Consider the following 21,549-nt stretch of genomic DNA (forward strand, 5'->3'; position numbering starts at 1 on the left):
TGGGCCGGGGCGTCAGAATTTCATCACGTAGGAGACGCCGAGGATCCAGGGGTCGATCTCGACCTTGCCGATGTTGACGCCGTTCAGCTTCACATCCGAGTTGATATCGATCCAGCGGATGTCGGCCCGGAAGGCGCCGGTCTCGCTGACGGCGAAATCGACGCCGGCATGAAGGGCGAGGCCCCAGGAATCATCGACGCTGAGCGCGCTGCCGGTGAGCGGACCTGTGGCCGTGTCCTCGAGGAAGGTGGTGTAGTTGACGCCTATGCCGACAAAGGGCGTCATCGAGGACGCGTTGGTGAAATGGTATTGCAGCGACAGGGTCGGGGGCAGGTGCTTGACCTTGCCGATCTTGGTGCCGTTGCTTTTCAGGTCATGCTCGAAGGGCCAGGCGGCCAGCAGTTCGATCCCGATATTGTCGGCGACGAAATATTCGCCGGTGAGCGTGACGCTATAGCCGTCGCCCACGTCGATCGGCACGGTGCCTGCGGCCAGAACGCCGTTGTTGCTTTTCGGGAAAACCCCGGCAAAGCCGAAACCGAGGGTGAAATCCCCCTGTTCCTGAGCGAAGACAGGAGCGGCGACGGCTCCGACGAGGGCGGTTGCGAGAGTGAGCGCTGTCAGGTGTCTCATGGTCTTTCCAATACTTGTCGAATGCGCCGGACCCTGCGCGCGGTGCGTAAAAAACGCATTGATATGGGTCAAATCCTGCATGAGCGCCGCTGTCGCGGCATAATGGCAACAGTCCGGGGCGCAGCCATCCGCCCCGCAGCACATCCGGAGGCGGCATGAAGCTTCAATCCAAGGTGATCGCGACATCGCAGGAGTTCCGCGCCAATCGCGAGGGCCATCTGGCGGCGCTGCGCGCGGTCGAGGAGGCCGCGGCCCTAGCGGCGGCGGGCGGCGGCGAGGCGGCGCGCGAACGGCATCTGGCGCGCGGCAAGATGCTGCCGCGCGAGCGAGTGGCGACCCTGCTCGATCCGGGATCGCCCTTTCTGGAAGTGGGGGCCACGGCGGCGCATGGCATGTATGAGGGGGCCGCACCTTGCGCGGGGGTGGTCGCGGGTGTGGGCCGGGTGCAGGGGCTGGACTGCATGATCCTGTGCAATGACGCCACGGTGAAGGGCGGCACCTATTATCCGATGACCGTCAAGAAACACCTGAGGGCACAGGAGATCGCGGAGGAATGCAACCTGCCCTGCATCTATCTGGTGGATAGCGGCGGTGCGAACCTGCCCAATCAGGACGAGGTCTTTCCCGACCGCGATCATTTCGGGCGCATCTTCTATAATCAGGCGCGGATGAGCGCCAAGGGCATCCCGCAGATCGCGGTGGTGATGGGGTCGTGCACGGCGGGCGGGGCTTATGTGCCGGCGATGTCGGATGTGACGATCATCGTCAAGGACCAGGGCACGATCTTTCTGGCCGGCCCGCCGCTGGTCCGGGCGGCGACGGGCGAGCAGGTCAGCGCCGAGGATCTGGGCGGCGGGGACGTGCATACGAGGCTGAGCGGCGTGGCGGATTACCTGGCCGAGGATGATGCACATGCGCTGGCGCTGGCGCGGCAGGCGGTGGCGGGGCTGAACCGTGTCACCCCGGCGACGGTCGCGTGGGCCAGCCCCGAAGAGCCGGCCTATGATCCCGAGGACCTGCTGGGCGTGGTGCCTGCCGATCTGCGCACGCCCTATGATATTCGCGAGGTGATCGCGCGGCTGGTGGATGGCTCGCGGCTGGACGAGTTCAAGGCACGCTTCGGCGAGACGCTGGTGACGGGCTTTGCCCATATCAAGGGCTGTCCGGTGGGGATCGTCGCCAATAATGGCGTGCTTTTTTCGGAGGCCGCCCAGAAGGGCGCGCATTTCATCGAGCTGTGCAGTCAGCGCCGGGTGCCGCTTGTCTTTTTGCAGAACATCACGGGTTTCATGGTGGGCCGTAAATACGAAAACGAGGGCATCGCGCGCCATGGCGCCAAGATGGTGACGGCGGTGGCGACCACATCGGTGCCCAAGATCACCATGGTGGTGGGCGGCTCGTTCGGGGCGGGCAATTACGGCATGTCGGGCCGGGCCTATCAGCCGCGCTTCATGTGGTCCTGGCCCAACAGCCGGATCGGCGTGATGGGCGGCGAGCAGGCGGCGGGCGTTCTGGCCACCGTCAAGCGCGATGCGATCGAGCGCAAGGGCGGCGCATGGTCGGCCGAGGAGGAGGCCGCGTTCAAGCGCCCCACGATCGAGATGTTCGAGCGCCAGTCGCATCCTCTTTATGCCAGCGCGCGGCTTTGGGACGACGGGATCGTCGATCCGCGCAAATCGCGCGATGTGCTGGCCCTGTCGCTGCGCGCGGCACTCTGCGCCCCGATAGAGGAGACCCGCTTTGGCGTATTCCGCATGTGATAGGGAGGTGACGCGGGCCCTCGCCGCACGCGCGGCGGGCGCGCGAGCCGTCTCGGAGGATGGCGCGCGATGAGCAATGATCCGAGTCGCACAAAAGCCGAGGAGGCGCGGCAGCTATGGGCGGATATGCGCGGGCTGGTCGAGCATGAGGACACGCTGGTGGATCACCGCCTGAGGTGGCTGTTCACCTTCAACGGCTTTCTCTTTGCGGCCATGGGCCTGTCGCTGAGTGCCGAGGGCGGGCTTCTGACAAGCGAGTGCCGCGATCCCGAACGCTGCGGGCAGATGCTGCAACTGCTGGCGGGGCTGCGCTATGCGATCACCGGAGCGGGGGCGCTTTCGGCCGTGGCGAGCCTCTTCGGCGTGATGGCGGCGCAATCGGCGGTGCGCGCCGTGCGCTCGGACTATGTGAAAGCCTGCGCGGCGCGCGGCCTTCCGGCAGGGCCGTTTTCCCCGATCGGGCGGCTGCGGGCGGATATGTGGGGTGTCAATATCGCCACCTGGCTGCCGGTGATCGTGGCCGCGGTCTGGGTGGCGCTTGCCATTTGGTCATGGCGTTTGCAGGCGGACATGGCCATTGGCGCCGGGGTGGCGACCATCGTCTTGCTGCTGGTGCTGATCTTCTGGCGCACCACGGCGGCGGACACGGTCAACGATGTGCGGGACGTGGAGTGACGCGATGACGGATCGTCCGACCCCTCCAGCAAGGCCCGCGCTGGTCACCCGGCTGACCGAACGCTTCGGGCTGCGGGCGCCGATCGTGTCGGCGCCGATGGCGATGGCGGCGGGCGGGCGACTGGCGGCGGCGGTGAGCCGCGCCGGGGGGCTTGGCTTCATCGGCGGCGGTTATGGCGATGCGGCCTGGATCGAGGCGCAGATGGCCGAGGCCGGGAATGTGGCCGTGGGCTGCGGGCTGATCACATGGGCGCTCGAGCGGCGCGAGGCCGAGGCGCCGGGTCTTTTCGAGTGGGTCCTGGCGCGCAGCCCGGCGGGGGTCTTCCTGTCCTTCGGGGATCCCGCGCCCTTTGCGGCCCGCGCAAGGGCGGCGGGCGTGCCGGTCTTCGTGCAGGTCCAGAGCCTGTGCGGCGCCCGCGAGGCGCTGGCGGCGGGCGCGGATGTGATCGTGGCGCAGGGCACGGAAGCGGGCGGGCATGGCGCGACACGCGGCACGATGAGCCTTGTGCCCGAAGTGGTGGATGCGGTGGGCGACCGGGCGATCGTGCTGGCGGCGGGTGGTATCGCGGATGGCCGGGGGCTGGCCGCGGCGCTGATGCTGGGGGCGGATGGCGTGCTGGTGGGCACGCGGTTCTGGGCTGCCGAGGAGGCGCTGGTGGCGCCGGGATTTCAGGCCGCGGCGGTGGCAGCGGATGGCGACAGGACGCTGCGCTCGTCGCTGCCGGATATCGCGCGGGGGCTTGACTGGCCTGCGCCCTACACGATCCGGACCTTGCGCAACGGTTGGACCGGGCAATGGGAAGGCGTGCCGGGTGGGCCGGCCTCGGACGCGGCGCGCGCGGCCTATGCGAGCGCAGTGGCCGAGGGCGACGCGGAGCGGGCCCCGGCGATTGCCGGAGAGGCGGTGGGGCTGATCCATGCGGTCGAGCCTGCGGAAGCCATTGTCGCGCGCATGGCCGAGGAGGCGCGGGAGGCGCTGGCGCGATGGTGAGCGATACGGCGACGGGCGCGCCAAGACGCGGGCCGAGGCACGTGAGTATTTGGGGAACGATGAAGAGGGGCGGCACCGCCCCCGGGAGAGAGCTGGCATGTTCGAGACGATCCTGATTGCGAATCGCGGCGAGATCGCCTGCCGCGTGATCGACACCGCCCGGCGCATGGGGGTGCGCAGTGTGGCGGTCTATTCCGATGCGGATCGCGGCGCGCGGCATGTGGCGATGGCGGATCGGGCGGTGCGGATCGGCGGGCCTGCGCCGGCCGAGAGCTATCTGCGGGGGGATGCGATCATCGCGGCGGCCCTCGAGACGGGCGCGCAAGCGATCCATCCGGGCTATGGCTTCTTGTCGGAGAACCCCGATTTCGTGGATGCCGTCGAGGCGGCGGGGCTGGTGTTCATCGGGCCGTCGGCTTCGGCGATCCGGGCGATGGGGCTGAAAGATGCCGCGAAGGCGCTGATGGAGGAGGCGGGCGTGCCGGTGGTGCCGGGCTATCACGGCGCAAATCAGGACCCGGAGCATCTGGCGGGGGCGGCGGATGCGATCGGCTATCCGGTGCTGATCAAGGCCGTCGCGGGGGGCGGCGGCAAGGGGATGCGGCTGGTCGAGCGGCCGGGGGATTTTGCCGATGCGCTGCGAAGCGCGCGCAGCGAGGCGCGGACCGCCTTTGGCAATGATGCCGTTCTGATCGAGAAATTCGTCGCGAAGCCGCGCCATATCGAGGTGCAGGTCTTTGGCGACGGACGTCGGGCGGTGCATCTTTTCGAGCGCGATTGTTCGCTGCAGCGGCGCCATCAGAAGGTGATCGAGGAGGCACCGGCGCCCGGCATGACCGAAGATATGCGCGCGGCGATGGGACAGGCGGCGGTGCGCGCGGCCGAGGCGATCGGCTATGCGGGGGCGGGCACGGTGGAATTCATCGTCGATGGCAGCCGGGGCCTCAGGACCGATGGGTTCTGGTTCATGGAGATGAACACGCGCCTGCAGGTGGAGCATCCCGTGACCGAGGCGATCACCGGCGTCGATCTGGTGGAATGGCAGTTGCGGGTGGCCTCGGGCGAGGGTCTGCCGCGCGCACAGGAGGATCTGGAGATCCGCGGCCATGCCTTCGAGGCGAGGCTCTATGCGGAGGATGTACCCAAAGGCTTCCTGCCCGCGACGGGCCGTTTGACGCATTTGCGTTTCGCCGATGGGGCGAGGGCCGATACGGGCGTTAGGGCGGGCGACGAGATATCGCCGCATTACGATCCGATGATCGCGAAGATCATCGTGCAGGGCGCCACGCGGGCGGGGGCGCTCAGGCGGTTGTCGGCGGCGCTCGAGGGCACGCAGGTGGCGGGTACGGTGACCAACCTGGCCTTTCTGGGTGCCCTGGCGCGGCACGGGGGCTTTGCGCAGGGCGATGTCGATACCGGGCTGATCGCGCGCGATATCGACGCGCTGGCGCGGATGCCCCAGCCGCGGCCGGGCGAGATCGCGCTGGCGGGGCTGGCGGCGCTTGGATTGCTCGGGCAGAGCATGGCCGAGACCGGGTTCACGCTATGGCAGCCGATGGAGCGCGCTGTCATCCTCAGGCGCGAGGGCGAAGAGATCGCGCTGCGCCTGTGCAGCCTGTCGCGCGATGCGCATGATGTCATGGTCGCAGGCAGACCCGTGGAGGCGCGCCGGGTCGCGGGCCGCTGGCAGATCGACGGCGAGGCGGCGCCCGAAGTGGCGGTCAATGGCGCGAGTGTCACGGTGTTCAGCCAATACGGGTTGGGTTTCGAGATCGTCGATCCGTTGGATCGCGCGGCGGTGAGGGGCGGGGATACCGATCTGATCGAGGCGCCGATGCCGGGGCTGGTCAAGGAGGTGCTGGCCCGGCCCGGTCAGGTGGTGGCCGAGGGCGACAGGCTGGCGGTGCTGGAGGCCATGAAGATGGAGCATGCCCTGCTGGCCGCGCGCGATGGGATCGTGGCCGAGGTTCTGGTCGATGCCGGCGCGCAGGTCGAGGCCGGGGCCGCGCTGGTTCGGCTGGAGGGACAGGTGGAGGCGAAAGACGGGGAGGCGGACAGCGCATGATCACGCTGCATCATGTGCCGCAGAGCCGCTCGATGCGGGTGTTGTGGCTGCTGCATGAGCTGGGGGTGCCGTTCCGGGTGCAGGAACATGCCTTCGACAAGTCCTTGCGCGCGCCCGAATTCCTGAGCCTGTCACCGGCGGGGCGGGTGCCTGCGCTGGAGATCGAGGGGGAGCGGATGTTCGAATCGGGCGCCATGGTCGAATATCTGTGCGACCGGTTTCCCGAGGCGGGTCTGGGCCGGATGCCGGGGGACATGGACCGCATGGCGTGGCTGGTCTGGGTGCATTTCGCCGAAACGTTGAGCCAGCATGTCGCGGCGCTGACGCAGCAGCATATCATGCTCTATGAAGACGCCATGCGCAGCCCGATCGTCATGCGGCTTGAAGCGGCGCGGATCGCCAAATGCTATGGCGCGATCGAGGCGCGGCTTTCGACGCCTCTGGAGAACCGCGACTATCTGCTGACCAGCGGCTTCTCGGCGGCGGATATCTGCGTGGGGCAGGCGGTCTATATGGCGCGTCATTTCGCGCGGCTCGATCCGTTCCCGCAGACGGCTGCGTGGTACGAACGGCTGACCGAGCGCGAGGGGTTTCGCGCATCGCTGCCCACGGAGGATGGTGCGCGGATCTATGACAGGGATTTCTACGAGGCATGGGATGGCTGACAGGGTCGAGATATTCGAGGTCGGACCGCGCGACGGTCTGCAGAACGAGACGCGGCAGATCCCTACGGTGGAGAAGATCGCGCTGATCGACACCTTGAGCAGTGCGGGCTTTGCCCGGATCGAGGTGGCGAGTTTCGTCAGCCCGAAATGGGTGCCGCAGATGGCCGATTCCGCCGATGTCCTGGCCGGCATTCGCCGCGCACCCGGTGTCCGCTATGCCGCGCTGACGCCCAATCTGCGCGGGCTGGAGGGGGCGCTGGCGGCGAAGGCCGATGAGGTGGCGATTTTCGGCGCGGCCTCGGAGGGGTTCTCGAAGGCCAATATCAACGCGACCATCGCCGAAAGCCTCGAGCGGTTCGCGCCGGTGACAGAGGCGGCACGGGCGGCCGGGATCCCGGTGCGGGGCTACGTGTCCTGTGTGACCGATTGCCCCTATGACGGGCCGGTCGCGCCGGGGGATGTGGCGCGCGTGGCAGCGAGGCTCTTCGAGATGGGCTGCTACGAGATTTCGCTTGGCGACACGATCGGGCAGGGCACGCCCGAGACGATCGACGCCATGCTGGCGGCGGTCTGCGACGTGGTGCCGCAAAGCGCGCTGGCCGGGCATTACCACGACACGGGCGCGCGCGCGCTGGACAATATCGGGGTGTCGCTGGCGCGCGGGCTCAGGGTGTTCGACGCGGCGGTGGGCGGGCTTGGCGGCTGTCCCTATGCGCCGGGGGCGTCGGGCAATGTGGCGACCGAAGCGGTGCACGACCATGTGCAGGCGATGGGATATGAGACAGGGCTGGACCGCGAGGTGCTGGCGCGCGCCGCACAGATGGCCCGCGCGATGCGGTCGGGCGGATAAGCGGAAGGAGCAGGGGCATGTTCGAGACGATCAGAATCGAGAGGGATGCGCGCGGTGTGGCGACGCTGTGGCTTGATCGGGCGGAGAAGCACAATGCCATGTCGGCACGTATGATCGCGGAGCTGCATGAGGCGGCGCGCGAGCTTGGCGCGGATGAAGGCGTGCGAGTGGTGGTGCTGGCGGCCCGCGGCAAGACGTTTTGCGCGGGTGGCGATCTGGACTGGATGCGGCAGCAATTCGATGCGGAGCCCGAGGCGAGATCGGCCGAGGCGGGCAAGCTTGCGCATATGCTGCAGGCGCTCAACACCTTGCCCAAGCCGCTGATCGGGCGGCTTCATGGCCCTGCCTTCGGTGGTGGTGTGGGGCTGGCCAGCGTCTGCGACGTGGCGATCGGGGCGGAGCATATCACGATGGGCCTGACCGAGACGCGGCTGGGGCTGATCCCGGCCACGATCGGGCCGTATGTCTGCGCGCGGATGGGCGAGGCACGGGCGCGGCGGGTGTTCATGTCGGGGCGACGCTTTGGCGCGGAAGAGGCCGTGGCGCTGAACCTGCTGTCCCGGTCGGTGCCCGAAGACCGGCTGGATGAGGCGATCGAGGCCGAGGTGGCGCCTTACCTCTCCTGCGCCCCCGGTGCCGTGGCGCGCGCGAAGGCCCTGCTGCGCCATCTTGGGCCGCGCATCGACGAAGCGGTGATCGCGCATTCCGTCGCGGAACTTGCCGCGTGTTGGGAGGGCCACGAGGCGCCCGAGGGGATCGGTGCGTTTTTCGACAAGCGAAAGCCGGGTTGGGCCGAGTGACGGATTCGTGTCCCGAGAGGGGATGACAGGCACCGGATTCGCCCTAATTTTCAACGAACACTCGTGAAGACTGGCCGGGATACCAGGGCGTTGGGACAATTTGTCTATATTTAGTATACACCTGCATACATCTTTAGTTTAAGGACGCGTGCAGTGATCGGAATGTGTTCGCCGTTGGTTGACCCGGAAGTGGGGCGGCGGTAAACCCTGCCATAGTCAGTGTAGCCATCTGAATGCGCTCGGGACGCGCGTGAAAGGAGCCACCCAGTGGAAGAGATGCTGAGGGAATATCTTCCCATTCTGGTCCTTCTGGCCGTTGCGATCGGTCTTGGCCTTGTTCTTCTTCTTGCGGCGATCGTTGCGGCGGTGCGAAATCCCGACCCCGAAAAGCTGAGCGCCTATGAATGCGGGTTCAACGCTTTCGATGATGCGCGGATGAAATTCGATGTCCGGTTCTACCTGGTGTCGATCCTGTTCATCATCTTCGACCTGGAAATCGCGATGCTGTTTCCGTGGGCGGTGGCGTTTCAGGACATCTCGATGACGGCGTTCTGGTCGATGATGGCGTTTCTGGCCGTTCTGACGGCCGGGTTCGCGTATGAATGGAGAAAAGGGGCGATGGAATGGGAGTAGCGACCGGAGCCAACACAGCCGGGTTCGATCGCGAGGTCGCCACCCAGGATCTGAACCGCGAGTTGCAGGACAAGGGCTTTCTTGTCACCTCGACCGAGGACATCATCAACTGGGCGCGCACCGGTAGCTTGCACTGGATGACGTTCGGTCTGGCGTGCTGTGCGGTCGAGATGATGCATGCCTCGATGCCGCGCTATGACCTCGAGCGGTTCGGCACGGCGCCGCGAGCCAGCCCGCGCCAGTCGGACCTGATGATCGTGGCCGGCACGCTGACCAACAAGATGGCGCCCGCGCTGCGCAAGGTCTATGACCAGATGCCCGAACCGCGTTACGTGATCTCGATGGGCTCCTGCGCCAATGGCGGGGGCTATTACCACTACAGCTATTCGGTGGTGCGCGGATGCGACCGCATCGTGCCGGTGGATATCTACGTGCCGGGTTGCCCTCCGACGGCCGAGGCGCTGGTCTACGGGATCATGCAGTTGCAGCGCAAGATACGCCGGACCGGGACGATCGTGCGCTGACGGTGCACTGTGTTACAGGCGTGGGGCGGGACCCTCGCGCGAAAGGACGATGACGATGAGCAACGCGCTGAAGGAACTGGGCGCCTATATCGAGGTGAAACGCCCCGATTGCGTTCTTGGTTGGGATGTTTCCCATGGCGAATTGAATGTGGACGTGGCGCTGCCCAATATCGCGGCGCTGGTCGAGTTTCTGAAAACCGATCAGACCTGTCGCTTTTCGTCTCTGGTGGATATCACCGCGGTGGATTATCCCGACCGGGCCAAGCGGTTCGATGTGGTCTATCATTTCCTGAGCATGTATCAGAACCACCGCATCCGTCTGCGTGCGGCGGCGCGCGAAGAGGACATGGTGCCGTCGATTACCGAGATCCATCCCTCGGCCAACTGGTTCGAGCGCGAAGTCTTCGACATGTTCGGCATCCTGTTTTCCGGTCACCCGGACCTGCGCCGCATCCTGACCGATTACGGCTTTCGCGGGCATCCGCTGCGCAAGGATTTCCCGACCACCGGTTATACCGAGGTGCGCTATGACGAGGTGCAAAAGCGGGTGGTCTACGAGCCTGTGAGCCTGGTGCAGGAATATCGCCAGTTCGACTTCATGTCGCCTTGGGAAGGGGCCGAATACATCCTGCCCGGCGACGAGAAGAAAGCGGAGGTCAAGTGATGGACGGCTCCAAGTTCGAAGACGCCCTGACGGGCGAACAGAAGATCCGCAACTTCAATCTCAATTTCGGGCCGCAGCACCCGGCGGCGCACGGTGTGCTGCGTCTTGTGCTCGAGCTTGACGGCGAGATCGTCGAGCGCTGCGATCCGCATATCGGGCTGCTGCATCGCGGCACCGAAAAGCTGATGGAAAGCCGGACCTACCTGCAGAACCTGCCCTATTTCGACCGGCTGGATTACGTGGCGCCGATGAACCAGGAACATGCCTGGTGCCTCGCGATCGAGAAGCTGACGGGTGTCGAGGTGCCGCGCCGCGCCAGCCTGATCCGGGTGCTTTATTCCGAGATCGGCCGCATCCTGAACCATCTGCTGAACGTCACGACACAGGCGATGGATGTGGGCGCGCTCACGCCGCCCTTGTGGGGGTTCGAAGAGCGCGAAAAACTGATGGTGTTCTACGAGCGGGCCTGCGGCGCGCGCCTTCATGCGGCCTATTTCCGCCCCGGCGGCGTGCATCAGGATCTGCCGCCCGAGCTGATCGACGATATCGAGACATGGGCGCATGAGTTCCCGCGCGTCCTTGCCGATATCGATGGCCTGCTGACCGAGAACCGCATCTTCAAGCAGCGCAATGCCGATATCGGTGTGGTGACCGAGAAGGATATTCTCGATTGGGGTTTCTCGGGTGTCATGGTGCGCGGCTCGGGGCTGGCATGGGATCTGCGCCGCGCGCAGCCTTATGAATGCTACGACGAGTTCGATTTCCAGATCCCCGTGGGCAAGAACGGCGATTGCTATGATCGCTATCTGGTGCGCATGGAAGAGATGCGCCAGTCGCTGTCGATCATCCATCAGTGCGTCGCCAAGCTGCGGGCACCCGACGGGCAGGGCGACGTGCTGGCACGCGGCAAGATCACGCCGCCGTCGCGGGGCGAGATGAAGACCTCGATGGAGGCGTTGATCCACCACTTCAAGCTTTACACCGAAGGGTTCCGCGTGCCCGAGGGCGAAGTCTATGCCGCCGTCGAAGCGCCCAAGGGCGAATTCGGCGTCTATCTGGTGGCAGATGGCACCAACAAGCCCTATCGCGCCAAGCTGCGCGCACCGGGGTTCCTGCATCTGCAGGCGATGGATCATGTCGCGGGCGGCCATCAGCTGGCCGATGTGGCGGCGATTATCGGAACGATGGATGTTGTGTTCGGGGAGATCGACAGGTGACGATGCGTGTCTGGGCGGCAATGGCCGCCGGTTTTGTCGGGCTTGCGGGCTGTGCGATGCCGCCCGAGGGGGTCAGCCCCGAAGATCTGAACGATTACAAAACGGCCGTCGCCTCGATCGGGTGCGAGATGGTCACCGAAGCCGATTATCTGCCGGTCGAATTGCAGGCCGGACTGACCCGCGAGCAGTCGACGGCGATCACCGCGTACCTGCTGACCGCGGGCGAAGCCGAACGGTTGGAGAATGGCGGGGTGAAATTGAAGACAGGAGCCTGTGCGTAGGTATGCTGAGACGTCTCCATAAAGAGCAGCCTGAAAGTTTCGCCTTCACGCCCGAAAACCGGGCCTGGGCCGAGGCACAGATCACCAAGTATCCCGAGGGCCGGCAGGCCAGCGCGATCATTCCGCTGCTGTGGCGCGCCCAGGAGCAGGAGGGGTGGCTGAGCCGTCCCGCGATCGAGCATGTCGCGCAGATGCTGGGCATGGAATTCATCCGCGCGCTCGAAGTGGCCACATTCTATTTCATGTTCCAGCTGCAGCCCGTCGGCAGCGTGGCGCATGTGCAGGTTTGCGGCACCACGTCCTGCATGATCTGCGGCGCCGAAGATCTGATTGGTGTGTGCCGCGAAAAGATCGCGCCCAATCCCCACGAGCTGAGCGCCGATGGCAAGCTGAGCTGGGAAGAGGTGGAATGCCTTGGCGCCTGCGCGAATGCGCCGATGGCGCAGATCGGCAAGGATTATTACGAGGATCTCACGGCCGAGCGCTTTGCGCAGATGCTGGATGATCTGGTGGCGGGCAAGGTGCCGGCCCCCGGTCCGCAAAATGGCCGCTATGCCAGCGAGCCGGTGTCGGGGCTGACCAGCCTTCAGGCGCATGACAAGGGGCGCATGGCGCATAACGCGAGCGTGCAGCTGGCCACGGACCTGGGGGATACGGTCAAGCGGATCGACGGAACCGAGGTGCCTGTGCTGGCGCCATGGCGCGACAAGGGCGCGAACCACCGGCCCGCAGACCCCGCCGTTAAGCTGAACGAAACACCGCAGGAGGTGGGCGCCAAGGCCGCCAAGCCGCAGCCCGGCAAGGACGCCAAGGCCGATGAGACCGGCATCTCCAAGCGCGAGGCACCTGCCAAGTCCAAGGCCAAGCCCGCGCCGCAACCGGCGGCAGAGCCGTCGCAATCGCCCGGCAAGAAGCCGCGCGTGATGAAAGCGCCGCGCAAGGCCGGGGCGGATGATCTCAAGCTGATCAAGGGTGTTGGCCCCAAACTTGAACAGCTGCTGCACGGTCTGGGATTTTTCCATTTCGACCAGGTGGCGAAATGGACCGAGGAAGAAGTGCAATGGGTTGATCAGAACCTCGAAGGGTTCAAGGGACGGGTCAGCCGTGATCATTGGGTCGAACAAGCGAAACTGCTGGCCGAGGGCAAGGACACCGAGTTTTCGTCCAGAGCCAGGAAAGGAGGCGTCGACTAAGGCGCTCTTGAGACACCAACAGGGGGTTAATAGTGATGTCGAATTCTGCAAATTGGACGGTCTGCCAGATCGTTTGCTGGGCCTTGTCGGCGATCGGGGGGATCGCTGTTCTTTGGGGTACCATCGAGCCGGTCGGGTTCATTGGTGCACTGATGGCCGGGGTGGCCGTGGCGGTGTTTCTCGGGTTGGTGTTCACGCGGCTTGTCTGCACGGATGAGGCACCTGTCGCGGCTGCGGTTGCAGGGGGTGCTATCGGCAAGCTGATGGGCACCGAACCTGCAGGGGCAGGGGCAGCGCCGGCGGCAGCGGCTGCAAGCGCGACGGCCGAGCCAAAAGCTGCAGCGGCACCGGAAGCGCCAAAGCCCGCACCCGCGGCCAAGCCGGCGGCGCCTGAGGCACCCAAGGCCAAGGCCGAGACCAAGGCGAAGGACACAGCCAAGGCCGACGACACGGCCGAAGCGAAATCGACATCGACGGCGTCCTCGGGGGATGAGGGCAAAGACGACGAGCAAATCGGCACCAAGCCAGCGGCGCTGTCGGCGCCAAAGGGTGGGCAGGCCGATAATCTGAAGGAAATCAAGGGCGTTGGTCCGAAACTTGAAATGCTGCTTCACGAGATGGGCTTTTATCATTTCGACCAGATCGCCAGCTGGGGCGCGGAAGAGTTGGCTTGGATGGATGCCAATCTGAAGGGCTTCAAGGGCCGCGCAAGCCGCGACAACTGGGTTGAACAGGCCAAGGTGTTGGCGGCGGGCGGTGAAACGGAATTCTCGAAGCGCGTCGAAGACGGCGGCGTGTATTGAGGGAAAGGCTGACAGAATGAGCAACCGTCCGGACGAAATGCAATTGGCACGCAAGGGCCGCACCGTTGGTGTGGTCATTGCGGTGACGATGCTCGTCTGGATGGGCGCTCAGTGGGTCGGGTCGCAAATGGACTGGCCGGTAAGGTTCGTCTTTCTGTTCGATTTGGCCGCCATTGCCGCCCTGTTCTGGGCGTTGGTGGTCACGATGCAAATCTGGCGCGCGCGCCGGGACAACCGAGGGTGATATCGGATGCTCAAGGACGAAGACCGTATCTTTACCAATCTTTACGGGATGCATGACCGTTCCCTGAAAGGGGCGATGGCGCGTGGCCACTGGGACGGGACGGCGAAAATCCTGCAGAACGGCCGCGAGTGGATCATCGAGCAGATGAAAGCCAGCGGTCTGCGCGGACGTGGTGGCGCGGGCTTTCCGACGGGGCTGAAATGGTCCTTCATGCCAAAGGAAAGCGATGGTCGCCCTGCCTATCTGGTGGTCAATGCCGACGAATCCGAGCCGGGCACCTGCAAGGACCGCGAGATCATGCGCCATGATCCGCATACCCTGATCGAAGGCTGCCTGATCGCGTCCTATGCGATGAAGGCGCATGCCTGCTACATCTACATTCGCGGCGAATATATCCGCGAGCGCGAGGCGCTGCAGACCGCCATCGACGAAGCCTATGATGCCGGCCTGATCGGCAAGAACGCCTGCAAGTCGGGCTATGATTTCGACCTTTACCTGCATCACGGCGCGGGCGCCTATATCTGCGGTGAGGAAACCGCCCTTCTGGAAAGCCTTGAAGGCAAGAAGGGGATGCCGCGCATGAAGCCGCCATTCCCGGCGATGGCGGGGCTTTACGGCTGTCCCACCACGGTGAACAACGTGGAGTCGATTGCCGTGGCGCCCACGATCCTGCGCCGGGGGCCGGAATGGTTCGCGGGCTTTGGTCGTCCGAACAACACCGGCACCAAGATTTTCGCGATCTCGGGGCATGTGAACGCGCCCTGCGTGGTCGAGGAAAGCATGTCGATCTCGTTCGAGGAGCTGATCGACAAGCATTGCGGCGGTATCCGGGGCGGCTGGAGCAACCTCAAGGCGGTGATCCCCGGCGGCTCGTCGGTGCCTTGCGTGCGCGGCGAGAACATGCGCGATGCGGTGATGGATTTCGATGCGCTGAAGGAAAAGGGCTCATCGCTTGGAACGGCGGCGGTGATCGTGATGGATCAGTCCACCGACATCATCAAGGCGATCTGGCGGCTGTCGAAATTCTACAAGCACGAAAGCTGCGGTCAGTGCACGCCTTGCCGCGAAGGCACGGGCTGGATGATGCGGGTGATGGACCGTCTGGTGCGCGGCGAGGCCGAAGTCGAGGAGATCGACATGCTGTTCGACGTGACCAAACAGGTCGAGGGCCACACGATTTGTGCGCTTGGCGACGCGGCGGCCTGGCCGATCCAGGGCTTGATCCGCAACTTCCGCGACGAGATCGAGGATCGCATCAAGGCACAGAAATCGGGCCGCGTCAGCGCGGTCGCGGCGGAGTAGGCATATGCGCGCACTCATCCTCATGACGGTGTCGGCTCTCATGCTGGCCGCCTGCAGCGAGCGGTCCGAACGGGTTCTGTTCGACGGCATGTATTTTCCGGCGAAGGCCAAGAAGGCGTCGGATGACCGCTTGGATTTCGAGGTCAGCGTGCGCCGTGCGTCGCAGAGCCTCGAGGCGGCGCAAGCGGCCGGGCGTCATGAAGGAACCCGCTATTGCATCGAGAATTTCGGAACCTCCGAGATTGCGTGGAGCGAGGGACCGGATGGCGAAAGCGGCGCGGTACAGATGTCGAATGGCAACCTGATGCTGAAAGGCCGGTGCGTGATATGGTGACTTTCCATTGCATGACAGGCCGTTCCGAGGGGTGTTATTGCATAGCGCCCCACGGAACGCCCATCTGCAGGGCAGATGGGGCGGCACAACGTCGTCCCGCTCTGTCGCTGAAAGGAGTTACCCCATGCGTCTTGTGAAATCATCTGCTCTGGCGCTCATGCTGGTGGCCAGCGCCGCCACCGCGCAGGCCTCGGCTGAAATCGGACTGTCGAAGGAAAAGGACATCAACGCCGGCCTTCTGGTCATTGCCGTGGCCGACAAGATCCGCCGTGAATGCTCGGACATCTCGGCGCGGTTGTTCGATGCGCGCTCCTATCTTGTATCGCTCAAGCAGAAGGCCGCCGAGAAAGGATACTCGGACGCCGAGATCGACGCCTACATCAACAACGACGCGGAAAAGGCGAAGATGCGCGAGCGGCGCAATGCCTATTTCCAGGCGCATGGGGCCAGCAATCGAGACCCTGCCAGCCTGTGTGCCCTTGGCCGCGCCGAAATCCAAAAGCAGAGCCAGATCGGCCTGTTGCTGAGAACGAAGTGAGAAATCATGTCTGACCTGCGCAAGATCATCATCGACGATCAGGAAGTGGAAGTGGACGGCGCGATGACGCTGATCCAGGCGTGTGAGCAGGCCGGGATCGAAATCCCGCGGTTTTGCTATCACGAGCGGCTGTCGATCGCGGGCAACTGCCGGATGTGCCTTGTCGAAGTCGTGGGCGGCCCGCCCAAGCCCGCAGCCTCTTGTGCGATGCAGGTGCGCGATCTGCGCCCCGGTCCCGAGGGGCAGCCGCCGGTGGTCAAGACCAACTCGCCGATGGTCAAGAAGGCCCGCGAGGGGGTGATGGAGTTTCTGCTCATCAACCATCCCCTGGATTGTCCGATCTGCGATCAGGGCGGCGAATGCGACCTGCAGGATCAGGCGATGGCCTATGGCGTGGATTTCAGCCGCTACCGCGAACCCAAGCGCGCGAGTGAGGATCTGGATCTTGGGCCACTGGTCGAAACCCATATGACGCGCTGCATTTCCTGCACCCGTTGTGTGCGCTTCACCACCGAGGTGGCGGGGATCAACCAGATGGGTCAGACCGGACGCGGCGAGGATGCCGAGATCACCAGCTATCTGGGCGAGACGCTGGACAGCAACCTGCAGGGCAACATCATCGATCTGTGCCCGGTGGGGGCGCTTGTCTCGAAGCCCTATGCCTTCACCGCGCGGCCCTGGGAGCTGACCAAGACCGAGACGATCGACGTGATGGATGCGCTTGGATCGAACATCCGGGTGGACACCAAGGGGCGCGAAGTGATGCGCATCCTGCCGCGCAACCATGATGGCGTGAACGAGGAATGGATTTCCGACAAGACCCGGTTCGTATGGGACGGGCTGCGCCGTCAACGGCTGGACCGGCCCTATATCCGCGAGAATGGCAAGCTGCGCCCTGCCACCTGGCCTGAAGCGCTTGGCAAGGCGGCTGCGGCGCTCAAGGACGCGGGCAAGGTGGCCGGGCTGGTCGGTGATCTTGTGTCGGTCGAGGCGGCCTTTGCGCTGCGGCAGATGATCGAGGGTCTGGGCGGTCAGGTGGAGTGTCGGACCGATGGTGCCAAGCTTCCGGCGGGCAATCGCTCGGGCTATGTCGGCAATGTGGCGATCGAAGAGCTGGATACCGCGAAGGAGGTCGTGCTGATCGGCACCAACCCGGCGGTTGAGGCCCCGGTGCTGAATGCGCGGATTCGCAAGGCGTGGATCAATGGTGCAAACGTGACACTGGTCGGACCTGCTGTCGACCTGACCTATGAGTACAGCCATGCCGGCACGGGCCGGGATGCGCTATCCAAGCTGAAAGTATCCGGCGATGCGATCGTCATCGTCGGGCAGGGGGCCTTGAACGAGGCGGATGGCGAGGCGGTTCTGGCCGAGGCGCAAGCGATCTCGGGGCGAATGCTGGTTCTGCACACGGCCGCCGGTCGCGTCGGCGCGATGGATGCGGGCTGCACGACGCAAGGCGGGCTTGCCGCTGCCGTCGACGGGGCGGAGGTGATCTACAACCTCGGCGCGGATGAGCTCGACATACATGAGGGGCCGTTCGTGATCTATCAGGGCAGCCACGGGGACAGGGGTGCGCATCGCGCCGATGTGATCCTGCCGGGGGCAGCCTATACCGAGGAGCAGGGGCTGTTCGTCAACACCGAAGGTCGGCCGCAACTGGCGCTGCGCGCGGGCTTCCCGCCGGGCGAGGCCAAGGAAAACTGGGCGATCCTGAGGGCGCTGTCGGGTGAGATGGGCAATGTGTTGCCCTTTGACTCCCTGGTGCAACTGCGTCAGGCGCTGGTGGCCGAGGTGCCGTATCTCAAGAAGGTTGATAAGGTGATCGACACCGACTGGACCCCGCTGCCCAAGGGCAAACTGGGCGACGCGGATTTCCGGCTGCCGATCCGGGACTTCTACCTGACCAACCCGATTGCGCGCGCAAGCGAGTTGATGGCCGAGCTGAGTGCCAACGCCAAGGCGCGGCGCGACACGCCGGTGGCCGCCGAGTGATGGCGCGCGCGGCGCTCATATCGCCGCTGGCGCTGCTATTGGCAGGCGCGGTGTCCGGGTGCGAGTCGACCGCGCCTCAGACGGTGGAGTTCAAGCCCGTCTATCAGGGCGTGGAGACCCGGTTTCTGGGCGATGACCTGGTGAATTTCCAGGTCCGTATGGTAGGCGCACGCGACCGTGAGGACGTGAGCCGCTATGCGGAATGCGCCGCCGCGCAATACACGCTGATCCGGGGCTATGGTTTTGCCCGGCATCTGCGAACGAATGTGGATCTGGCGGGTGGTATCTGGCGCGGCGATGCGGTTTATACGATCTCGCCGGCCCTGCCCCGAGGGCTGAAGACAATCGACGCCGAAGTCGTCGCCGCCGACTGTGCGGAAAACGGAATACCGATGGTGTGAGGACCTGATGGCTGAATTCTTGACAACCCCTTTCGGGATCGCGGTTCTGATCGTGGCGCAATGCCTTGCCGTAGTCGGCTTTGTCATGATCTCGCTGCTGTTTCTTGTGTATGGGGACCGCAAGATCTGGGCGGCGGTGCAAATGCGCAGGGGACCGAACGTGGTGGGGGCTTTCGGCCTTCTGCAAACGGTGGCGGACGCGCTGAAATATGTCGTGAAAGAGGTGGTCGTGCCTGCGGGGGCCGACAAGACGGTGTTCATGCTGGCACCGCTTACCAGTTTCGTTCTTGCCGTGCTTGCCTGGGCGGTGATTCCGCTGAACGAGGGTTGGGTGCTGAGCGATATCAACGTGGCCATCCTGTTCGTCTTCGCGGTATCCTCGCTCGAGGTGTACGGCGTCATCATGGGCGGATGGGCCTCGAACTCGAAATATCCGTTCCTCGGAAGCCTGCGGTCTGCGGCGCAGATGATTTCCTATGAGGTGTCGATCGGCCTCATCATCATCGGCGTCATCATCTCGACCGGCTCGATGAATTTCGGCGCGATCGTTGCGGCGCAGGATACGGCCTATGGCTTCTTCGGCTGGTACTGGTTGCCGCATCTGCCGATGGTGTTCCTGTTCTTCATTTCGGCGCTGGCCGAAACGAACCGCCCGCCTTTCGATCTGCCCGAAGCGGAATCCGAACTGGTGGCGGGGTATCAGGTGGAATATTCCAGCACGCCGTTCCTGTTGTTCATGGCAGGCGAATATATCGCGATCTTCCTGATGTGCGCGTTGACCTCGCTGCTGTTCTTCGGGGGCTGGCTGTCGCCCATTCCGGGTCTGCCTGACGGGGTGCTGTGGATGATCGCGAAGATGGCGTTCTTCTTCTTCCTCTTCGCGATGGTCAAGGCGATCACGCCGCGCTACCGCTATGATCAGTTGATGCGGATCGGCTGGAAAGTCTTTCTGCCGATGTCGCTGGCCTGGGTGGTCATCGTGTCGTTTCTTGCGAAATTCGAAGTGCTCGGCGGGTTCTGGGCCCGTTGGGCGATTGGAGGCTGAGCCATGGCGAATATCGATTACGGACGTGCGGCGGGCTATTTCCTGCTCAAGGATTTCCTCGTGGGGTTCCGTCTGGGCCTGAAGTATTTCTTCGCGCCCAAGGCGACGCTGAACTATCCACATGAGAAAGGCCCGCTCAGCCCGCGGTTTCGCGGGGAACATGCGCTGCGCCGCTATCCCAATGGCGAGGAACGCTGCATCGCGTGCAAGCTGTGCGAGGCGATCTGCCCGGCGCAGGCGATCACGATCGATGCCGAGCCCCGCGATGACGGCAGTCGCCGCACCACGCGCTATGACATCGACATGACGAAATGCATTTATTGCGGCTTCTGCCAGGAGGCCTGCCCGGTGGATGCAATCGTCGAAGGGCCGAATTTCGAATTCGCCACCGAGACCCGCGAAGAGCTGTTCTATGACAAGCAGAAGCTGCTTGAGAACGGGGATCGTTGGGAAGCCGAAATCGCCCGCAACCTTGAACTGGACGCACCCTACAGATGACCGACCCCAAGAACCCTTTCGAGGCGATCATGGCGCAGGCGCAGGAGATGGCGAAGGCCATGAATCCGGCGCTCGAGTCGTTCTCGCCCAAGGGAATGGAAAAGCTGTGGCCGACCATGCCGAAGGAGCTCATGGAGATGACCTTCGGCAAGGGCGTCAGCGCCAAGGGGCTGGATGCCAAGACCCGGTTGCTGCTGACGCTGGCGGGGCTGACCATGCTGGGGGCACAGAACGACACGCAGATTCGCATGACCGTGCGTCACGCGATGGAAGCGGGCGCCACCAAAGACGAGATAGCCGAGACCATCGCCCAAATGGCGGTGTTCGCGGGCATCCCCTCCATGAACCGGGCGATGGATTTCGCCCGCGAGGTTCTGGACGAGAGCGAGGAAAAGGATACCGACTCATGAGCATGACGGTGATGTCATTCTACCTGTTCGCGATCTCGGCGCTGGCCGGGGGGCTGTTCACGGTGATCAGCCGAAACCCGGTGCACTCGGTGCTGTGGCTGATCCTTGCCTTCATCAGCTCGGCGGGGCTGTTCGTTCTGCTGGGGGCGGAATTCGTGGCGATGCTGCTGATCATCGTCTATGTCGGCGCCGTGGCGGTGCTGTTCCTGTTCGTCGTGATGATGCTGGACGTGGATTTCGCCGCCCTCAAGGCCGAGATGGCGCGCTACATGCCGCTGGCGCTGCTGATCGGGGTGATCCTGCTGATGCAGTTCGGGCTGGCCTTCGGCAACTGGCAGATGTCGGAAGGCGCCGAAGCCGCGCGCGCGGCGGTCACTCCGGACGGGGTCGAGAATACCGCCGCTTTGGGCATGCTGCTTTACGACAAGTATTTCCTGCTGTTCCAGACATCGGGGCTGATCCTGCTGGTGGCGATGATCGGCGCGATCGTTCTGACGCTGCGGCATCGCACGGACATCAAGCGGCAGGATGTTCTGGCGCAGATGTATCGCGATCCGGCCAAGGCGATGGAACTCAAGGATGTGAAGCCGGGGCAGGGGCTCTGACCGGCTGAACGGGGCCGCGCGCGGCGCGACCGGACAGATGACAGATATACCCCGAAGCAGGGCTTTGGGGCGCAACAACGAAAAGACGGACGGGCACGGCCCGGAGGGACACGAATGATTGGACTGGAACATTACCTGACGGTTGCGGCGGCGCTGTTCGTCATCGGGATATTCGGCTTATTCCTGAACCGGAAGAACGTGATCATCCTGTTGATGTCGATCGAGCTGATGCTGCTGGCGGTGAATATCAACCTGGTCGCCTTTTCGGCGCATCTGGGGGATCTGGTGGGGCAGGTGTTCACGCTCTTCGTGCTCACGGTCGCCGCCGCCGAGGCCGCGATCGGCCTTGCGATCCTTGTTTGCTTCTTCCGGAACCGCGGCACCATCGCCGTGGAAGACGTCAACGTGATGAAGGGCTGACCC

The 21,549-nt window shown here is 64.4% G+C and carries 26 protein-coding genes; 25 read left to right on the plus strand and 1 reads right to left on the minus strand.

Annotated elements, in window-relative coordinates; translation table 11 throughout:
• Positions 1-12 precede the first annotated feature (12 nt).
• Positions 13-633, minus strand: coding sequence for an OmpW/AlkL family protein (locus F3H35_RS05010; RefSeq protein ID WP_149778533.1), 621 nt, complete (start codon positions 631-633; stop codon positions 13-15).
• A gap of 155 nt (positions 634-788) precedes the next feature.
• Here F3H35_RS05010 and F3H35_RS05015 point away from each other — a divergent pair, with 155 nt between their 5' ends.
• The 25 genes from F3H35_RS05015 (at position 789) to nuoK (ending at position 21,546) form a co-directional block, all read left to right on the plus strand.
• Positions 789-2,393, plus strand: coding sequence for a carboxyl transferase domain-containing protein (locus F3H35_RS05015; RefSeq protein ID WP_149778534.1), 1,605 nt, complete (start codon positions 789-791; stop codon positions 2,391-2,393).
• 69 nt (positions 2,394-2,462) lie between these two features.
• The gene (locus tag F3H35_RS05020; protein ID WP_149778535.1) at positions 2,463-3,068 is read left to right on the plus strand and encodes a hypothetical protein; all 606 of its coding nucleotides are present in this window, start codon (positions 2,463-2,465) and stop codon (positions 3,066-3,068) included.
• A 4-nt stretch (positions 3,069-3,072) separates the two neighbouring features.
• Complete coding sequence (locus F3H35_RS05025) at positions 3,073-4,059, plus strand: NAD(P)H-dependent flavin oxidoreductase (RefSeq protein ID WP_149778536.1); 987 nt, start codon at positions 3,073-3,075, stop codon at positions 4,057-4,059.
• Between the two features lie 97 nt (positions 4,060-4,156).
• The gene (locus F3H35_RS05030) at positions 4,157-6,124 is read left to right on the plus strand and encodes an acetyl/propionyl/methylcrotonyl-CoA carboxylase subunit alpha (protein ID WP_149778537.1); all 1,968 of its coding nucleotides are present in this window, start codon (positions 4,157-4,159) and stop codon (positions 6,122-6,124) included.
• On the plus strand, positions 6,121-6,789 hold the full coding sequence (locus tag F3H35_RS05035; protein WP_149778538.1) for a glutathione S-transferase family protein: 669 nt from the start codon (positions 6,121-6,123) through the stop codon (positions 6,787-6,789). Before F3H35_RS05030 ends, F3H35_RS05035 begins: the two co-directional genes overlap by 4 nt.
• The gene (locus F3H35_RS05040; RefSeq protein WP_149778539.1) at positions 6,782-7,639 is read left to right on the plus strand and encodes a hydroxymethylglutaryl-CoA lyase; all 858 of its coding nucleotides are present in this window, start codon (positions 6,782-6,784) and stop codon (positions 7,637-7,639) included. The genes F3H35_RS05035 and F3H35_RS05040 overlap by 8 nt, the downstream gene beginning before the upstream one ends.
• A 17-nt stretch (positions 7,640-7,656) precedes the next feature.
• Positions 7,657-8,439 carry a crotonase/enoyl-CoA hydratase family protein gene (locus F3H35_RS05045; protein WP_149778540.1) on the plus strand — a complete coding sequence of 261 codons (783 nt, stop codon included), beginning with the start codon at positions 7,657-7,659 and terminating at the stop codon, positions 8,437-8,439.
• Between the two features lie 267 nt (positions 8,440-8,706).
• Positions 8,707-9,072, plus strand: a complete 366-nt coding sequence (locus F3H35_RS05050; RefSeq protein ID WP_007814874.1) for an NADH-quinone oxidoreductase subunit A — start codon at positions 8,707-8,709, stop codon at positions 9,070-9,072.
• The gene (locus tag F3H35_RS05055; RefSeq protein WP_007814875.1) at positions 9,063-9,596 is read left to right on the plus strand and encodes a NuoB/complex I 20 kDa subunit family protein; all 534 of its coding nucleotides are present in this window, start codon (positions 9,063-9,065) and stop codon (positions 9,594-9,596) included. The genes F3H35_RS05050 and F3H35_RS05055 overlap by 10 nt, the downstream gene beginning before the upstream one ends.
• Positions 9,597-9,651: 55 nt before the next feature.
• Positions 9,652-10,260, plus strand: a complete 609-nt coding sequence (locus tag F3H35_RS05060) for an NADH-quinone oxidoreductase subunit C (protein ID WP_149778541.1) — start codon at positions 9,652-9,654, stop codon at positions 10,258-10,260.
• Positions 10,260-11,477, plus strand: coding sequence for an NADH-quinone oxidoreductase subunit D (locus F3H35_RS05065; protein WP_149778542.1), 1,218 nt, complete (start codon positions 10,260-10,262; stop codon positions 11,475-11,477). Before F3H35_RS05060 ends, F3H35_RS05065 begins: the two co-directional genes overlap by 1 nt.
• Positions 11,478-11,479: 2 nt before the next feature.
• Entirely contained in the window at positions 11,480-11,758 is a 279-nt protein-coding gene (locus tag F3H35_RS05070; protein ID WP_223228331.1) for a hypothetical protein, read from the plus strand.
• Positions 11,759-11,760: 2 nt separating this feature from the next.
• Positions 11,761-12,951, plus strand: a complete 1,191-nt coding sequence (locus tag F3H35_RS05075) for an NADH-quinone oxidoreductase subunit E (RefSeq protein ID WP_149778544.1) — start codon at positions 11,761-11,763, stop codon at positions 12,949-12,951.
• A 35-nt stretch (positions 12,952-12,986) separates the two neighbouring features.
• Positions 12,987-13,754, plus strand: a complete 768-nt coding sequence (locus F3H35_RS05080; RefSeq protein WP_149778545.1) for an NADH:ubiquinone oxidoreductase — start codon at positions 12,987-12,989, stop codon at positions 13,752-13,754.
• 16 nt (positions 13,755-13,770) lie between these two features.
• Positions 13,771-13,998 (plus strand): DUF5337 domain-containing protein, encoded by a 228-nt coding sequence (locus F3H35_RS05085; RefSeq protein WP_007814887.1) that lies wholly within the window; start codon positions 13,771-13,773, stop codon positions 13,996-13,998.
• 6 nt (positions 13,999-14,004) lie between these two features.
• Complete coding sequence (gene nuoF / locus F3H35_RS05090; RefSeq protein ID WP_149778546.1) at positions 14,005-15,300, plus strand: NADH-quinone oxidoreductase subunit NuoF; 1,296 nt, start codon at positions 14,005-14,007, stop codon at positions 15,298-15,300.
• A gap of 4 nt (positions 15,301-15,304) precedes the next feature.
• A complete protein-coding gene (locus F3H35_RS05095; RefSeq protein ID WP_007814891.1) occupies positions 15,305-15,634 on the plus strand; it encodes a hypothetical protein in 330 nt (109 codons plus the stop codon).
• A 124-nt stretch (positions 15,635-15,758) separates the two neighbouring features.
• Positions 15,759-16,172, plus strand: a complete 414-nt coding sequence (locus F3H35_RS05100) for a DUF5333 domain-containing protein (protein WP_149778547.1) — start codon at positions 15,759-15,761, stop codon at positions 16,170-16,172.
• Positions 16,173-16,178: 6 nt separating this feature from the next.
• Positions 16,179-18,167: an NADH-quinone oxidoreductase subunit NuoG gene (nuoG, locus tag F3H35_RS05105; protein WP_149778548.1), complete on the plus strand. Its 1,989-nt coding sequence runs from the start codon at positions 16,179-16,181 to the stop codon at positions 18,165-18,167.
• On the plus strand, positions 18,167-18,568 hold the full coding sequence (locus tag F3H35_RS05110; protein WP_149778799.1) for a hypothetical protein: 402 nt from the start codon (positions 18,167-18,169) through the stop codon (positions 18,566-18,568). The genes nuoG and F3H35_RS05110 overlap by 1 nt, the downstream gene beginning before the upstream one ends.
• 7 nt (positions 18,569-18,575) lie before the next feature.
• A complete protein-coding gene (gene nuoH / locus F3H35_RS05115; RefSeq protein ID WP_149778549.1) occupies positions 18,576-19,613 on the plus strand; it encodes an NADH-quinone oxidoreductase subunit NuoH in 1,038 nt (345 codons plus the stop codon).
• A 3-nt stretch (positions 19,614-19,616) separates the two neighbouring features.
• The gene (nuoI, locus tag F3H35_RS05120; protein ID WP_007814898.1) at positions 19,617-20,111 is read left to right on the plus strand and encodes an NADH-quinone oxidoreductase subunit NuoI; all 495 of its coding nucleotides are present in this window, start codon (positions 19,617-19,619) and stop codon (positions 20,109-20,111) included.
• Complete coding sequence (locus tag F3H35_RS05125; protein ID WP_149778550.1) at positions 20,108-20,521, plus strand: carboxymuconolactone decarboxylase family protein; 414 nt, start codon at positions 20,108-20,110, stop codon at positions 20,519-20,521. The genes nuoI and F3H35_RS05125 overlap by 4 nt, the downstream gene beginning before the upstream one ends.
• A 2-nt stretch (positions 20,522-20,523) precedes the next feature.
• Entirely contained in the window at positions 20,524-21,126 is a 603-nt protein-coding gene (locus F3H35_RS05130) for an NADH-quinone oxidoreductase subunit J (RefSeq protein WP_394852307.1), read from the plus strand.
• Between the two features lie 114 nt (positions 21,127-21,240).
• Positions 21,241-21,546, plus strand: coding sequence for an NADH-quinone oxidoreductase subunit NuoK (nuoK, locus tag F3H35_RS05135; protein WP_007814905.1), 306 nt, complete (start codon positions 21,241-21,243; stop codon positions 21,544-21,546).
• Positions 21,547-21,549: the final 3 nt, after the last annotated feature.

It is taken from the genome of Roseovarius litoreus (assembly GCF_900142765.1).
GTDB lineage: Bacteria > Pseudomonadota > Alphaproteobacteria > Rhodobacterales > Rhodobacteraceae > Roseovarius > Roseovarius litoreus.